This window comes from Faecalicoccus acidiformans (assembly GCF_014202635.1).
GTDB classification, from domain to species: domain Bacteria; phylum Bacillota_I; class Bacilli_A; order Erysipelotrichales; family Erysipelotrichaceae; genus Faecalicoccus; species Faecalicoccus acidiformans.
Map to the genome: position 1 here is coordinate 92478 of NZ_JACHHD010000001.1, position 15233 is coordinate 107710.

A 15233-nucleotide genomic window follows, 5' to 3' on the forward strand; every position below is an offset into this window, starting at 1 on the left:
AGAAAAGCCTTTTTTTGTGGTACACTATAGCTGTTGACTAAAAGGAGATGCCATGATACTGAGTACGATACATGAAATCAAAAATATTCCCAGACTTAAAGAAGCAGGGGCAGATGCACTGATTTTCGGTTTAGATGAGTTATCGATTCGGGCATGTCGAACTTTTTTGTGGGAGCAGCTTCCGGAAATCAAAGCTTGTTGTGAGCGTTATCAAGTGAAACTCTATATCAATGCCTTGCGTTTTTTTATGGAAGATGAAATGGATCTGGTTCGCCGCTTTTTAAAGCTGGCTAAAGAACTTTCCGTTGATGGGATCTATTATGGGGATGAAGGCTTCTATCAGGAAGCAAAAGCCATTGGATTTGAAGATCGTTTGGTGTATCAGCCCGAAACTCTGATTACTAACTCGTCTGATATCGATTTCTACTTAGGTTTAGGAATCCAATCGGTTTCGTTAGCGCATGAATGCACATTGGAAGAAATAGCAGCGATGACTCGAAATCAGAAAAATGTTGAAGTTTTGATTTCCGGATATTTTTCGATCCTTTATTCTCGACGTCCCTTATTGACCAACTATAAAAATCAGATTCATTCTAACCAGATCCAAACGGACAGAATGTATACTTTGATTGAATCGACAAGAACGGCTCGAATGCCGATTTTGGAAGATCGTTTTGGGACGACTATCTATAGTGAAGCGCCTATACAAAGCTTTAAGGAACTGCCGATCCTGAAAGAACATGGATTATCGAGATTTCGTATCGATTCTTTGTTCTTTGATGATGAATGGACGATCCAAGTGCTTCAAGCTTACAAGACAAAAGGCGATCTTCCTGGATCGAATCGCTGGTATTATCAAAAAACGATGACGAAAAAGGAGGATGGCGATGTCTAAGATTGAATTGTTAGCGCCGGCCGGCAATCTGGAAAAAGCAAAAATCGCGATCCTCTACGGGGCGGATGCCGTCTATATCGGAGGAAAGCAGTTCTCTTTGCGTTCTCGCGCCAGCAACTTTTCTTTGAAAGAGATCAAAGAACTTGTTGATTTTGCCAATGAACATCGAGCTCATGTCCATGTAACAGTGAATATGCTTCCGCATGAGGATGATCTGGCCGGACTCAAAGAATATCTTTTGGCTTTAGATGCTGCCGGAGTTCATGCGATCATCGTATGCAGTCCTGCCATTATGAAAATGGCTAAAGCATGTGGCTGTCATTATGAAGTTCATGTTTCAACACAACACTCATCGACCAATTCGAGCAGCCTGGCATTTTGGAAAGAACAAGGAATGGATCGCGTTGTTTTGGCTAGAGAATGCCAGATGGATGAGATCCGTTCGATTTGTAAAAAACAGATATTGCCGGTTGAGGTATTTATCCACGGCGGCATGTGTATCTCTTTCAGCGGCCGTTGTGTCTTAAGCAATCATTTGACATACCGGGATGCCAATCGCGGAGGATGTGCTCAAAGTTGCCGATGGAAATATCATTTGATGGATCAGGATCAAGAACTGAGTGATCCGAATTCTTTATTTTCTATGTCCAGTAAAGATTTGCAGGCCGTTGATCAAATAGAATCTTTTATCAAGATGGGTGTCGCTTCTTTAAAGATTGAAGGCCGCATGAAAAGCGCATACTATCTGGCAACAGTTGTCAGCAGTTATCGTCGCTTGATCGATCAAATCTATGAACAAGGTCATGTCTCTAGCGAAATGCTCAATGCGATCAAAAAAGAGATTGCCAAAGCAGAGAATCGTCCAACCGGGCCAGGGTTTTATCGGGGGATTCCCAATCAGGATGTACAGCTTTATGCGGATCGGGATGAAATTGTAACCCAGGAATATGTGGCGTTTGTATTGGATTATGATGCGGATACGCATGAAGCCACTTTGCAGGTTAAGAATCATTTTAGTCCCCATCAGAATCTGGAGATCTTTGGGCCCCATATCGATCCGACTAGTGTCTATGTCGGCAGCATTTATGATGAAAACGGCTTGGAACTTTCTGTTTGTAAGACACCTATGCAGATCGTAAGAACGCATTGGGATGGACCGATCGAAAAAAATGCGATGATCCGAAAGATTCGAGTTGTTTAAAGAATCCAAGTACGCTAAAATTAAACACTGAAAAGAGGTTTATCATGAAATTAAGTCAGAGTTTTTTCTATACATTGCGTGAAAACGCCAAAGATGAAGACAGTATTTCCGGCAATCTTCTGGTCAGAGCCGGAATGATCAAAAAAACATCGAATGGAATCTATATGATCATGCCGATGGGTAAAAAAGTCTTGGCCAAGATTGAGAATATCGTTCGTGAAGAGATGGATGCGAAGGGTGCTCAGGAACTGCTGATGCCTAGTCTGATCTCGGAAGATGTCTATGTTCAATCGGGGCGCCGGGAAGCCTTTGGTTCGAATATGTTTTCTTTGAAAGACCGTTATTCCAAACCCTATGTGCTGGGTCCAACGCATGAAGAACTGTTTGCGGTTGCGGCAAGCATGAATGGAAAATCTTACAAAGATTATCCCTATAATCTATATCAGATCCAGACTAAATACCGCGATGAAACACGTCCTCGCTATGGCTTGATTCGGGTTCGTGAATTTATAATGAAGGATGCTTATACATTTGATATCGATGAAGCGGGCTTGGATGTGGCATATCAAAAGATGTATGATGCATATTGCCGCATCTTTGATCGCCTTCATTTAGACTATAAGATCGTAAAAGCCGATACAGGGGCTATGGGAGGTCTTTTATCCGAAGAATACCAAGCTTTATCTTCGATTGGAGAAGATATCGTTGTGGGTTGTGAAGGTTGTGATTTTTCCAGTAATTTAGAGATCACGGAAGTAATAGATACCATCCAGGATTCACAAGAACAGGAAAAAGAAATGCAGATCCAAGAAACGCCGAATGCCAGGACGATTGAAGAGGTAGCTGCTTTTTTTGGAAAAGAGCCTTCTGATTTTGTAAAGACTCTTCTGTATTCTGTAGATGGGCAGACAGTTGCCTTTTGTATCCCGGGAGACAGAGAACTCAACGAGACGAAAGCATTGAAACTTTTGGGGGCCAATGAGATAGAACTTGCCAGCTTTGAAGAAGTAGAACGTGTTACTCATGCCAAGGTCGGTTTTGCCGGACCTGTGGGTCTGGATTGCCCGGTTTATCTGGATCGTCAGATTTTACATCGCAAAAATTTTATTGTGGGTGCCAATAAAACGGACCATCATATTGTGAATGTCAATCTGAAAGATTTTACTTATGAAAAAGTGGCTGATTTATGTCAAGTCAAAGAAGGAGATATTTGCCCGGTTTGCGGCCAGAAACTGACATTCTCCCATGGTATCGAGGTGGGAAATCTATTTAAACTCGGAACTAAGTATTCTCAATCGATGGACCTCTTCTACACAGACGCGAAGAATCAGTTACAGCCTGTGTGGATGGGAAGTTATGGCATTGGCTTGGAACGCTGCATGGCAGCGGTTGCGGAACAGCACAATGATGAACACGGGATCATCTGGCCTCGTGAGATCGCACCGTTTTCCTTGGCAATCGTGCCTATTAGCTTGAAAGATCAAGAACAAGTTCAGTTAGCGGATCAGATTTATGAATATTGTGTTCAGAAGCACTATGATGTCTTATATGATGACCGCAATGAACGCCCAGGGGTCAAGTTCAAAGATATGGAATTGATCGGTATCCCTACGCGGATCACTTTGGGAAAAGGTGTCAAAGAAGGGAAAGTCGAAATCGTTGATCGTGCGACAGGAATCAAGGAAGAATGCGCGATCGAGAATCTTTGGAAAAAGATCGATGAAATCTTTGCATAAGTTCGGATTCTGTTCCGAACTTTTTTTGAAAGTACAGCTTTCAAAACGGGGACAAAGTCCTGACTGGAAACGTTTACAAACGTTCTTATGAATTTACTTTTATTTCTACTTAGGTTAAAATAGCTATATTAGGAGGATTTTAGATGGAAAAGAAAATCAGTATCAGCAATACACAGGTGATTTTGAATTACAACAAGGCTTATCCAAAAGATCGTCAGGAGCTTTTGGCCAGTAAGACCTTAAAAGTCTTTTTGCAGTATTTTATTTCCTTACAAAAGGAAAAGAATCAAGACATTTATAGATATTTAACGCAAGATGGAAAATACGATTCCGAAACCGCAACCGAAGAGTTTAGTCATTTCCTTCGTTTGTTATCGGTGTTCCAGCTGGATGAGATCCGCAATGACTATGCGTTAGATGAAAACGGTTTGCTGGACACGATCGAAGAGTTCTACAAGAGCTGGCGCCAGCTGCAGCGTTTTGCGTTTATGTCCAGTGAAACTCGTGATGGTTTTGGTGTCAACACGTTAGTGGCAATGGATTCTTCGCTCAACAATTTATTTTTGAGAACATATCGTTTATTCGAAGAACGCGCAATGCATCGCCGAAACGTAGTATACCGTCAGGTACAGGCAGGAACCAATGCTTGTTTCTCTGTTCATCATCATCGCAATCTTTGGGATCCTCAATATGAAAAATTGATGGATATCCCGGTGATTGATACCGTGATGTTGCGCACACCGATGATCCTGCACCCGAAATCCAGTAAAAGAGAAGGTGTGATCAATGAGATTCACGAAAACCCTATGAATTATTTTGCGGGCGATTCAGAAGACTGGTTCTGCTTCCCATGCCGCGTTGGAAAATTGTTGTGTTTTGTCTACTTTAATTCAAAATATATCGCTTCTGCTTTAAGTATGGCAAACTTGTTTGAATTGGCGACTCGTGAAGAATCTGAAGGAAAACCAGATTTGATCTGTATTTATGGAAACCCGGATGACCGAAACGAGACACAGTTCTATCACGATGAAGCCAATGATATCTGGATCGGATGCATCAGTGATCATCCAAGAGTGGAATATTTTGGTTATTTGAAGAAGATGTGTTTGACTTTGCATAACTTGGCGATGATGAATCGCGGATGGTTGCCGATCCACGGTGCTTTTGTGAACATCACATTACATGATGGCCGTAAAAAAGGCATCATGTTGATGGGTGATTCTGGTGCTGGTAAGTCGGAATCCATTGAAGCCTTGAAAGCGGCTGGAAAAGATTTGATTCGCGATATTGAAGTTGTCTTTGATGATATGGGTACGATTCATATCGAAGATGGTGTTCCTTATGGACAGGGAACGGAGATCGGAGCCTTTATTCGTCTGGATGACTTGGATCCGGGAACGCCTTATCGTGATATGGACCGTTCTGTGATCATGGGGCCGGAAAATCCGAATGCCCGGATGGTTGTGCCAGCCAGTCCATACCGTGTTGTCGTTCACAACCATAAGATCGATCTGTTTGCTTATGCGAACAATTACACCAATGAATTCGGCTTGAAGCAGCTCCCGATCGAAGAAGTCAAAGCAACTTGTAAATTGGGTAAACGTATGGCTTTGGGAACGACCCAGGAAGTGGGAATTTCGACAACTTATTTTGCGAACCCGTTTGGTCCAATGCAGAAACAAGAATTATGTGAACCTTTGATTGATAAGATGTTCCAATGCATGAAAGACAACGGCATCTTTGTCGGGGAAATCTATACTCATTTGGGATTTGATCGTTCCAGCCGTGAAGGATTAGATGTGGCCGCTAAAGAATTATTAGACTTTATTATGAAATAGAGGAGATGATATCATGTTTAATGATTATCAAACAACTTTTTACTCACAAGATACAGTTCGCAAGTCGGTTTTAAACAGCTATGTTTGGATGGCATTGGGTCTGCTCGTTACCGGCGCGGTATCGTTTGGCTTATATGTCACTGGACTGTTCTTTACTTTATTGGCTTCTCCATTTGTGATGTTGGCCTTGATCATTGCGCAGTTCGGCATTGTCATTGCTTTTTCATCCGCGTTAGCTCGTAATACGAGTGCCGGGACGATGAAAATCCTGTTCTTGGCTTATGCTGTCATTTTGGGTATTACGATGACTTCGATCTTCTATTCCTATCCTTTGGGTGTGATTGGAGTGGCTTTCTTTGTATCGGCGCTCTTCTTTGGCTGTCTGGTGATTATGGGAATCACAACCAAAAAAGATATGACGCGTATTGGCATGATCTGTATGGCTGGCTTATTTGCCATGATCATTTCACAGCCGATTCTCTGGCTGCTTGGATTTGGTCCGATGACTAGGATGTTCAGTCTGCTGGGGCTTGTGATCTTTGCCGGATTGACAATCTGGGATGTTCAAAGAATGCATAAGATCATGACATTAGAAGATGGAACGATCGTTTCGCGTGAAAAGTTATCCATTTATTTCGCTTTAGAATTGTATTTGGATTTCATCAATATCTTCTTATACATCCTTCGTTTGGTTGGTTTAGGAAGCAGTCGAGATTAAATACTTGGTCCTTAGAGAAATCTAAGGACTTTTTTTTGAGAATAAAAAATGAAGGAGAATTATCTCCTTCGAATATTTGACATATATGTTTTCAGATTCGCCTCTTTGGTGATCACCGGCTGGATCTTTCCTGTTTTGCTGGTAGCGACTACACACACGCCAGGACCATGACCGCTGGTAAAAGAATCGCTATGAACGATGACACCGATGCTGATGCTGCCCTTCAGATAGTGCGGGCCGTATTCGTTATCGTGATCTTGGATCGCAACAAAATCGCCAAAGCGAAGGTCGTTGATACCATATGTTTCATTAGCTTCTTTATCTTGGGTCATGATATCGTAATCGCCCTCCATCATCGTACTGGATCCCAGACCGGAGCCCATGAGGAAACTTGGAATCATGGTAACGACAGGGAAAGTGATCGCATCGCCTTTTTCTTCGATTGGCAGGGCTTCAAAAAGATCTGGATCGAGGTTCATAATGTAAATCTCCGGATGATCCACCAACTTCATGCCTTGTCCATAGGCCTTGACCAAAATAGTTTCATTTCCGTCCATTTCCTCCAAAATGCTTTTATCGAAGCAGATCATGGTATGATCGATGCCTCCATGAGTTCCGCTGACATAACCGATTTCGCCTTTTTTGGGTCCATTGATGATGCGTGCCTCGTTACCGACACAGGCAAATGTTTCCAATGCGTGATTTTCACCATTGCCGGGGTTGGCCAAAGAGATACCCGGTTCTACATGGTCTCCGGCCAATCCCATACAAGGATCACCGATCGCATGGGAGTATGTGATGCCTCCGGTTCCAATCGGCATTCGTCCTTTTCCGTCAAATCCAACGCGATACCCTTTCATTCGAGGGTGATCTACTTGTCCTTGGACAGCGATTTTGACCAATTTGTCTCTATTGATATTCATGATGGTTCCTCCTTTGTCTGACGATCTCAAAACTGATGGCACTGCATACACTGGCGGTATCGAGGGCATAACGAAATTCGCGGCCATAATCTAAAACCAGATTTTGATCGGCATTTTGTATCAAGGTAGCCTTAAGTCCTCGCAATGCGCCGCCAATTGCCAAACAAAACGATTTTGGGAATGTGTAATCATAAACACTCTTTGCCTGATCACGATGGGCGATCACAAGAGGAATCTGAATGGTTTTCAGATAGGTTACTAATTCTTCTTCGTTTTGGATCCAATAGATGGGAAGTCGTTCAAAAGCACCGGCACTTGCTTTTAGGATGGTAGGTTCAGCCGTTGACCAGTCTCGCTTTTTTAAGATGAGAGCTTCACAGCCGCTTGCATAAAGGGTGCGCGCAATGCTTCCAAGATTATATGGATCTTCGACGCCATCGATCATGCATAGATATCCAGTTAATTTTTGAGCTGGCAGGGGCTTTTGCGGTCGCTGATGAGCTTTGACCAAGATGCCGCCATGACTCTTTGAGTTTGCATAGGCATCTATTTCTTCTCTTGACCAAGTCTGGATCACAATCCCGTTTTTTGATGCCAGGGCTTTGAGATAACCAATATCTCTGGAGCGTTTATCTTTTTGGATGATCAACGTCTCGATTTTCCTTTGTTTGCTTTCCATCAGGGCTTTTGCCGAGATCTGTCCTTCAAAAATCAATTCCATGCTTCTTATTATAAAGCCTTTCACAAATACTTTCCATATGATAGAATCTTTTGTGTTATAAGGTGGAGTCAACAATGCATTTTCAAATTACAGAAGAAATGAAGAAAAAGATCTTTGTGTATGCAGGGTCGTTATCAATTGCCGTTGCCGTTGCAGCACTTTTTTTCTATTTTGACCGTGTGATCGACATTCTTCAGTTTCTGCTTTCGATTGGATTTCCATTCTTGCTGGGAATCTTTTTAGCGTTTCTTTTGCATAAACCAAGTCGCTGGTTTGAAAAGAAGCTTTTTGGATCTTTTAAGTTCAGTTCGAAGAAGAAACGATTATTGTCAATCATCATCTCTTTTATTTTATTTTTGTGTTTAATAGCGCTGTTCTTTGGAACGATCATTCCCAGCCTGATCGATTCAGCCGTACAGTTCTCTGATAATTTTGCGGCTTATTGGGATCGTTTGGTGACTTATGCGATCAGCTTGGGATCCAGCTGGAATATATCTGTTTCCAGCATTGAACAAGCCTTGCAGGAGATCGATGTGTTGAATACGATTACTTCCACGTTGACGAAGTATTTGCCGGAGATCGCCAATTATTCATACAATCTGATTCGTCTGGTCATTAATTTGATTCTTGCGTTTGTCAGTGCGTTTTATATTTTGTTGGATAAAGAAAGTTTGCTGCTGGGCTTGAAAGAATTGAATTATGCTTTATTTGACAAGACAACGGCCAATTTCATCACGGCTTGGACCGAAGATGCTAAGCTTGTCTTTGAAAAATACATCGTTGGAAGCATTATCGATTCTACAATAATCGGCGTCTCTTGTTATATAGGAGTTTCACTGTTGCAGATTCCTTATGCACCTATGATCGGCTTTGTGGTAGGGATTACAAATGTGATTCCTGTCTTTGGCCCATTTATCGGAGCGATTCCAGTGATTGTTTTGCTTTTGCTGATCAATCCGTTCTATGCGCTTGTTTTCGCAATTTTTATCCTGGTTCTGCAGCAGATTGACGGAAATGTTTTAAAACCGATCGTTTTAGGAGACCAGTTGGGAATTTCCGGGTTCTGGATCCTATTTTCGGTTACGATCGGCGGCGGGCTGGCTGGCGTGGTCGGCATGTTCTTGGGAGTCCCTGTTTTCGCTTTGATCTATGCGGGGGTTCGCGATTTTTCAAAAGCTCGGCTGGAAAAGAAAAAAATCAAAGTGACCGAAAAAAAAGGAACGATTTCTTAGAAGATCCAAATTTGGATCTTTTTTTGCATTAGACTGGAAAAAATTTTTTAGAGACGTATAATGAGTAACCAGGTGAAAGAATGAATTTTATATATCATGGAATCGAACATACTTTACAAGATACTTGGATGATGTTTCCTTTTTTGCTTGTCACATATCTGATCTTGGAAGTATTTGAGAGAAAACAAAAGAATACGGATGAAAAAGTCTTTTTCGGTCTTCAGAAATATGGTCCTCTGATTGGTGCAGTCGTAGGTCTGATCCCGCAGTGTGGATTTAGCATCTTGGCTGCCATGTTATTTGTACAAAGAAATATCACAATGGGAACGTTGATCGCAGTTATGATTGCGACCAGCGATGAAGCGATTCCTATTTTGTTGAGTGAACCAAATCTCTATTCAACATTAGGAATGATCCTGATTCTTAAATTTGTGATTGCTGGCGGAGTGGGGATGCTGGTGGATCGTGTTCTTTTTCCTGGTCAGAAGATCATTACTTTTGAGCAGATGGAAGAAGTTGAAGAGGAAGACTGGGAAGAGGAGAGTCCATCCAGCACCTGTCCTTGCTGTTATGTTCAATATCCTATTCCGGTCAGTGCTTTTCTTCGCTCATTGAAGATTTACGGCTTCATATTTGTGACTTCGTTAGTTTTAACTTGGATCTTAGAAGGAATCGGGGAAGAACAGCTTTCCATGATTTTATTATCCAATTCGATTTTTCAGCCCATCTTGGCTTCGTTGTTTGGCTTTATCCCGAATTGTGCCGCAACCGTTGTTTTGACTTCTTTATATGTCGGCGGACAGTTACAGTTTGGATCGTTGTTAGCGGGCTTGATCACTAATGCTGGTTTGGGCCTTGTGGTTTTATTTCGTTATCAGGAGCATAAAAGAAATATCCTATGGGTGATTTTGATTTTATGGATCACGGCGATCATCGCCGGAATGCTTTTTTATGGATGGGGGTGTCTGTAAGTGTTTCACGTATTTTTACACGACTTTCAAGAAAGTCCTGCTTTTTGGAATCCGGTTTTAGAGGTGATGCAAGATAAAACCCGCAGCAGCATCCCTTCTCTTTATTCTTGGTTGGATCCTGAACATGCTTATTATAGAGATATTCTTCAAGGCTTGCTTTTACAGTGTGCTTCCTATGCGGAACCTTTTGATCTTTGTGGACAAGGTTATGGAGCTTTGCTGGCTTTAGATCTGGCAGCTCAAGATCCGGATCGGATTCGGAATTTAGTTTTGATCGAACCCTCGATTCCTGTGTCAAAACGTTTTCAGAAAGTTCAACAAACACTGGCTCACCTTGTTCCTTCGAAGGTGTTTGATCAAATGCCGATCTCGAAAAAGATGTATTTAGATCTGATGGCGTCGCTTCAAGATTTCGAACATCGGATGGATGCAATCAGTGCACCAACATGGATCCTTCTCGGTGAAAATGACAAGATCCATCAACAGGCTGCCCAATGGATCCAAGAATCGATAAAAACTTCAGAGATTCGCTATATACCGGATGCGATTCATGATGTTGTTCGTCAAAACTCTGAAGCGGTGGGTAAATTCTTAAAAGAAATCTATCAAATATAAAAAAACTCGGTTTCCCGAGTTTTCTTTTTGAATGGTGGGGACGGTGGGACTTGAACCCACACGGGATTAACTCCCAACGGATTTTAAGTCCGTTGCGTCTGCCTATTCCGCCACGACCCCATTCTTGGAGGTTCCGACCGGATTCGAACCGGTGCTCACAGAGTTGCAGTCTATTGCCTTACCACTTGGCTACGGAACCAGTGCCTAATCATTATATGAGAATTCAACTTTAAATGCAAGTTTTTTTTCTTGGACTTCCATACCTCTTTTCTGACTAGACTCTTTGGTGATTATTGTATATTTGTACACTTGGTGTATAATTTAAATAAAGAAGGAGATTTTTATGAGCACCAAAGCAATTATCAACCTTTTGTTTGTTTTTCGTGCTGTGGGTTGGTTTTTAATTCTTTATTCCGCTTTTGTATCGATCAAACTGATCCGATATCATCCGATTCGCTATAAACCTTTGTTTTTGATCCTGGTCAATTTAGTTTATTTGGCGCTTTTTATCATTTTCTTCAATTATGATTTTGGCAATCCTCCTCAATCTATTCCTGGCTGGTTTGTGGGGTTGTTTATCTGTGATGTATTGATCGCTGTCGTTGTAACGATTTTGAGGAAAAAATATCCTTATCCAGAAGATGAGGAGTGAAAATATGCTACGTGATTTTTTGATTTGTGCAGTTTGTATCATACTTTATATAGCGGGAACCTGGATCTTTATTGACTTGTATCAGAAACATAAGATCTCTTGGATCTTAAGAGATCTGATTATTTTTGTTCTTGCGTTTTTAATGTTTGGATTCGGATATGAATTCATCCACCGCTGGATGAATTTGTTTCATTGTCTGCTCTATGGTTTGCTTTGGGGCGGTATACATGTTTATTCGCTGCATTCGAATTCGCCCAGGATCCAGCGAATCAAAAAAGTTTTTCAAGATTTTTCTGATTCCTTGTTTCCAAAAGGATATGGAAAGAAAAAGTAAGATCGTGCAAGCGATCTTTTCTTTTTGACCGTATGTTATAATATCTGTATGTCTTATATCGATGTTTATATTGAACATAATTCTTTACAGCTCAATACAACTTTCACATATGTCTGCAAAGAACCAATATCGGTCGGCTGTCGTGTACGAGTTCCTTTTGGAGCTCTTGATTTGATAGGATTTGTGGCCGCAATTGATGTGCAGCCACGTATTTCAACTGTCAAAGAAGTCCTGGAAGTAATAGACAAAGAACCTTTGCTGAATGATGAATTGATGGCGTTGGCTATGACAATTTCCAGACAGTATGTTTGCTCTGTGATCTCTGTCTTGAAGACCATGTTGCCGCCGGCTCTGCGTCCCTCCAGTTCGAAAGCTAAGATTATTTATGAAGACTGGGTTGTCCTCAATGATCCGCAAGTGGATCTGACACCGAAACAAAGAGCGGCCTTAGAAAGCGTGATGGAACAATTGCCGATGAAGGCAAGTGTTTTACGAAAAAGAATCACGCTTGCAAATCCATTGCTTCAAAAAGGTGCTCTGCGTTTGGAACAAAGAGTCAAAACTTCTCAACTCGATCTGGAATCGATTCCTGATACCTCTTTTTCTTTGACATCCGAACAAAAAAACGCAATTGAACAAATCGAAAAGGGGACAAAGTCTGTCTATCTGCTTCATGGTGTAACCGGTTCCGGAAAGACGGAGGTCTTTTTACGGTTGGCAGAAAAAGTGTTGACTCAAGGCAAGCAAGTTTTGTTTTTGGTTCCGGAAATTGGCTTGACGCCAATGATGATCCAACGAGTCAAGGCTCGCTTTCAGACAAAGATTGCGATTTATCATTCTTCTTTGAACGCCCAGGAAAAATATGAACAATATCTTTTGGTCAAGAATCGCGAAGCTTCCATCGTCATCGGAACGAGAAGCAGCGTTTTTATGCCTTTTTGCGACCTGGGACTGATCTTGATGGATGAAGAACACGATGCCTCTTACAAACAAGATTCCATGCCGCGATACCATGCCCGTGATGTGATCTTGGAAAGAGCAGCTTTTCATCATTGTAAGGTGGTGCTTTCTTCAGCTACTCCAAGTCTGGATTCTTATGCGCGCGCCTATAAAGGAGTCTATGCGTTGGTTGAGCTTACTCATCGTATCTATTTGGATATGCCCAGGATCCATCCTTTAGATCTCAAGCAGGAAAAAGTAGAACATGGAATCTCTGCAAGACTGTGGAAGGCAATCGAAGAGGCTCTGTATCGTCATGAACAAGTGATTCTGCTGTTGAATCGCCGAGGGTATTTGCCAGTCGTGAAATGTACCCAGTGCAATGAAACTTTCACTTGTCCTGATTGCGGCATCGCTTTAACGTATCATAAAAAAGAAGATGTTTTGATGTGTCATTGTTGCGGAAGGGTTTTTACTTTTGATCATACTTGTCCGCATTGTCACGGTCATGCATTCTACCATATGGGAATGGGGACAGAAAAACTGGAAGAAACGTTGAAATTGCGTTTTCCTTCTGCCAATATTCTGCGCATGGACGCAGACAGTACTCGTAAGAAAAATTCTCATGCCAAGATTTTGGAAGAGTTTCATGATCAAGGAGATATCTTGGTCGGGACACAGATGGTTGCCAAAGGTCTGGATTTCGAAAGGGTGACTGTCGTGGGGATCTTGCAGGCAGATGCTGCTTTGATGCGTATGGATTATCAAAGTGCCGAGAGGGCTTATGCGATGTTGGAACAAGCCAGCGGTCGATGCGGGCGTCATGAAAAAGAAGGACATGTCTATATTCAGACCTTTGATCCTGATCATTATGTGATCAAAAGTGTTATCGATCATGACTATATTTCTTTTTTTAAAAAAGAGATGTTGTATCGTCATCTGGGAAAATATCCGCCCTATGTCTATTTATGTACGGTGATTTATATGCATAAAGAGGAAACTAAAGCGATGCAGATCGCACAGGATGCGAAAAATCACCTGTCTGATCTGGTCGTTTTGGGGCCTATCTCGATTTCTATGCGACAACAGAAAGCCCGCGTCCGCCTGGTTGTTAAAGGGAAGGATCGGTCTGTATTGAATCAGCGAATCTGGGATTTAGTGCAATACCATCTGTCGAAAAAAACGACAGTGAAGCAAGAAATCAATATGTATCCTTTAGGTTTGGAGGAATAATATGCGAAATTGGATCTATCAGGCACTTTGTGCCATTATTCTTGACCAAGTGTATTCGAATCTGTATCTTCGAGACCATCTCGATTCATGTCCTAAAAAGGATCGGGCTCTGGCTACTCGCATAGTCTATGGTACGATTCAGAACTACGGGTATTTAAATTATGCGATCGACCAATATGCTCAAAAAAAAGTGGATAAAAGAGTCCGTATTTTATTGGCCATGAGTCTTTATCAGCTGTTTTATCTTGATAAGGTACCGGCTTATGCGATCGTGTATGAAGCCAATCAGATCTGTCGTAAAATCAGTCCGAAAAGCCGAGGGTTTGTCAATGCCATGCTTCATCGAATCAAAAAAGATCAGATCCATCTTCCTGATGATCCTTTGGAAAGCCTTTCCATCCAGACTAGTCTTCCTCTGTGGCTGATTCGAATGTGGAATGCTCAATATGGAGAAAAGCGCACCCAGCAAATGGCCTGGGCCTCTTTGAAGATTTTACCGGTCTATGTTCGTAGAAATCCAATCAAGGCTTCTTCTCAAGAATTTGAAGAAGCCGGATGGGAAAAAGTGAATGGAGATCTGTATCGATATCCTAAGAATGATGTAGCGCATCATCCTTTTTATCGGGAGGGAAAAATGAGTGTTCAGGATCTTGGTTCTTATCAGATTGCCTGCTTCGTCGATGCAAAAGCAGGCATGCACGTCCTGGATGCATGTGCGGCTCCAGGGACAAAATCCATGGCTATATTGGAACGTATGAAAGATCAGGGATCTATGACATGTATAGATATTCATCCGCATCGAGTGAAACTGATTCAAAATGAGATCCGGCGTCTGGGAGTGCATCACGCGAAAGCTTTTGTTTGCGATGCTTCCGAGATTGATGATCTGGGAGTCTATGATCGCATCTTGTGTGATGTGCCTTGCAGCGGATATGGAGTTTTGGCACGAAAGCCAGATATACGCCTTCGTTTAAAATCCACTGATATGGATACCTTGATTCCTTTACAAAAAAAGATCTTGGAATCTTGCGCTGCTCATGTCAAAAAAAAAGGCCAGATCGTCTATTCAACTTGTACGATCAATAAAAAAGAGAATGAAAAACAGATTGAAGCGTTTTTACAGGCACACCCGAATTTTTCTCTGATGGAAGAAAAGATTTTATTTCCGAACGATCAGGCTGATGGATTCTATATGGCAAAACTTGAGAAAGAATCTTGAGGTTGT

Annotated in this window: 14 protein-coding genes and 2 tRNA genes; 12 read left to right on the forward strand and 4 right to left on the reverse strand. The window is 41.8% G+C overall.

The annotated features are described in order from the left end of the window. Nucleotides 1-52 precede the first annotated feature (52 nt). The 5 genes from HNQ43_RS00445 to HNQ43_RS00465 all read left to right on the forward strand — a co-directional run bounded on the left by HNQ43_RS00445 (nt 53) and on the right by HNQ43_RS00465 (nt 6388). On the forward strand, nt 53-895 hold the full coding sequence (locus tag HNQ43_RS00445; protein WP_183373758.1) for a peptidase U32 family protein: 843 nt from the start codon (nt 53-55) through the stop codon (nt 893-895). Then, nucleotides 888-2096 (forward strand): peptidase U32 family protein, encoded by a 1209-nt coding sequence (locus HNQ43_RS00450; protein ID WP_183373760.1) that lies wholly within the window; start codon nt 888-890, stop codon nt 2094-2096. Before HNQ43_RS00445 ends, HNQ43_RS00450 begins: the two co-directional genes overlap by 8 nt. A 44-nt stretch (nt 2097-2140) precedes the next feature. Beyond that, nucleotides 2141-3832, forward strand: coding sequence for a proline--tRNA ligase (locus HNQ43_RS00455; protein ID WP_183373762.1), 1692 nt, complete (start codon nt 2141-2143; stop codon nt 3830-3832). A 143-nt stretch (nt 3833-3975) separates the two neighbouring features. Continuing rightward, nucleotides 3976-5670 (forward strand): hypothetical protein, encoded by a 1695-nt coding sequence (locus HNQ43_RS00460; protein WP_183373764.1) that lies wholly within the window; start codon nt 3976-3978, stop codon nt 5668-5670. 13 nt (nt 5671-5683) lie between these two features. Further along, nucleotides 5684-6388: a Bax inhibitor-1/YccA family protein gene (locus HNQ43_RS00465; protein WP_183373766.1), complete on the forward strand. Its 705-nt coding sequence runs from the start codon at nt 5684-5686 to the stop codon at nt 6386-6388. 59 nt (nt 6389-6447) lie between these two features. On the opposite strand, the gene HNQ43_RS00470 is transcribed toward HNQ43_RS00465, so the two are convergent. Together HNQ43_RS00470 and HNQ43_RS00475 are read right to left on the reverse strand one after the other, a co-directional pair. Further along, complete coding sequence (locus HNQ43_RS00470) at nt 6448-7311, reverse strand: DUF4438 domain-containing protein (protein WP_183373768.1); 864 nt, start codon at nt 7309-7311, stop codon at nt 6448-6450. Further along, complete coding sequence (locus HNQ43_RS00475) at nt 7298-8032, reverse strand: RNA methyltransferase (RefSeq protein WP_183373770.1); 735 nt, start codon at nt 8030-8032, stop codon at nt 7298-7300. The genes HNQ43_RS00470 and HNQ43_RS00475 overlap by 14 nt, the downstream gene beginning before the upstream one ends. Before the next feature lie 74 nt (nt 8033-8106). Here HNQ43_RS00475 and HNQ43_RS00480 point away from each other — a divergent pair, with 74 nt between their 5' ends. The 3 genes from HNQ43_RS00480 (at nt 8107) to HNQ43_RS00490 (ending at nt 10850) form a co-directional block, all read left to right on the forward strand. Then, complete coding sequence (locus tag HNQ43_RS00480; RefSeq protein ID WP_183373772.1) at nt 8107-9264, forward strand: AI-2E family transporter; 1158 nt, start codon at nt 8107-8109, stop codon at nt 9262-9264. A gap of 80 nt (nt 9265-9344) precedes the next feature. Continuing rightward, entirely contained in the window at nt 9345-10235 is an 891-nt protein-coding gene (locus HNQ43_RS00485; RefSeq protein ID WP_183373774.1) for a putative manganese transporter, read from the forward strand. Continuing rightward, entirely contained in the window at nt 10236-10850 is a 615-nt protein-coding gene (locus HNQ43_RS00490) for an alpha/beta fold hydrolase (protein WP_183373776.1), read from the forward strand. A 32-nt stretch (nt 10851-10882) separates the two neighbouring features. Here the strand turns inward: HNQ43_RS00490 and HNQ43_RS00495 are convergent. Together HNQ43_RS00495 and HNQ43_RS00500 are read right to left on the reverse strand one after the other, a co-directional pair. After that, nucleotides 10883-10970 (reverse strand) — tRNA-Leu (locus tag HNQ43_RS00495). 5 nt (nt 10971-10975) lie between these two features. Further along, nucleotides 10976-11049, reverse strand: a tRNA-Cys gene (locus tag HNQ43_RS00500). A gap of 144 nt (nt 11050-11193) precedes the next feature. On the opposite strand from HNQ43_RS00500, the gene HNQ43_RS00505 reads away from it, so the two are divergent. The 4 genes from HNQ43_RS00505 to rsmB are packed head-to-tail and all read left to right on the forward strand — an operon-like array spanning nt 11194 to nt 15227. After that, nucleotides 11194-11502, forward strand: coding sequence for a hypothetical protein (locus HNQ43_RS00505; protein ID WP_183373778.1), 309 nt, complete (start codon nt 11194-11196; stop codon nt 11500-11502). 4 nt (nt 11503-11506) lie between these two features. Next, nucleotides 11507-11836, forward strand: a complete 330-nt coding sequence (locus HNQ43_RS00510; protein ID WP_183373780.1) for a hypothetical protein — start codon at nt 11507-11509, stop codon at nt 11834-11836. 48 nt (nt 11837-11884) lie between these two features. Then, entirely contained in the window at nt 11885-14008 is a 2124-nt protein-coding gene (priA, locus tag HNQ43_RS00515; RefSeq protein ID WP_183373782.1) for a replication restart helicase PriA, read from the forward strand. 1 nt (nt 14009) lies between these two features. Beyond that, nucleotides 14010-15227 carry a 16S rRNA (cytosine(967)-C(5))-methyltransferase RsmB gene (gene rsmB, locus HNQ43_RS00520; protein WP_183373784.1) on the forward strand — a complete coding sequence of 406 codons (1218 nt, stop codon included), beginning with the start codon at nt 14010-14012 and terminating at the stop codon, nt 15225-15227. The last annotated feature ends 6 nt before the right edge of the window (nt 15228-15233 follow it).

Excerpts from the sequence above, each read along its gene's own strand:
- HNQ43_RS00505 (WP_183373778.1), top strand. The coding sequence starts at position 11,194 with ATGAGCACCAAAGCAATTATCAACCTTTTGTTTGTTTTTCGTGCTGTG.
- HNQ43_RS00445 (WP_183373758.1), top strand. The coding sequence starts at position 53 with ATGATACTGAGTACGATACATGAAATCAAAAATATTCCCAGACTTAAA.
- HNQ43_RS00450 (WP_183373760.1), top strand. The coding sequence starts at position 888 with ATGTCTAAGATTGAATTGTTAGCGCCGGCCGGCAATCTGGAAAAAGCA.
- HNQ43_RS00470 (WP_183373768.1), bottom strand. The coding sequence starts at position 7,311 with ATGAATATCAATAGAGACAAATTGGTCAAAATCGCTGTCCAAGGACAA.
- rsmB (WP_183373784.1), top strand. The coding sequence starts at position 14,010 with ATGCGAAATTGGATCTATCAGGCACTTTGTGCCATTATTCTTGACCAA.
- HNQ43_RS00460 (WP_183373764.1), top strand. The coding sequence starts at position 3,976 with ATGGAAAAGAAAATCAGTATCAGCAATACACAGGTGATTTTGAATTAC.
- HNQ43_RS00465 (WP_183373766.1), top strand. The coding sequence starts at position 5,684 with ATGTTTAATGATTATCAAACAACTTTTTACTCACAAGATACAGTTCGC.
- HNQ43_RS00455 (WP_183373762.1), top strand. The coding sequence starts at position 2,141 with ATGAAATTAAGTCAGAGTTTTTTCTATACATTGCGTGAAAACGCCAAA.
- priA (WP_183373782.1), top strand. The coding sequence starts at position 11,885 with ATGTCTTATATCGATGTTTATATTGAACATAATTCTTTACAGCTCAAT.
- HNQ43_RS00480 (WP_183373772.1), top strand. The coding sequence starts at position 8,107 with ATGCATTTTCAAATTACAGAAGAAATGAAGAAAAAGATCTTTGTGTAT.
- HNQ43_RS00510 (WP_183373780.1), top strand. The coding sequence starts at position 11,507 with ATGCTACGTGATTTTTTGATTTGTGCAGTTTGTATCATACTTTATATA.
- HNQ43_RS00475 (WP_183373770.1), bottom strand. The coding sequence starts at position 8,032 with ATGGAATTGATTTTTGAAGGACAGATCTCGGCAAAAGCCCTGATGGAA.
- HNQ43_RS00485 (WP_183373774.1), top strand. The coding sequence starts at position 9,345 with ATGAATTTTATATATCATGGAATCGAACATACTTTACAAGATACTTGG.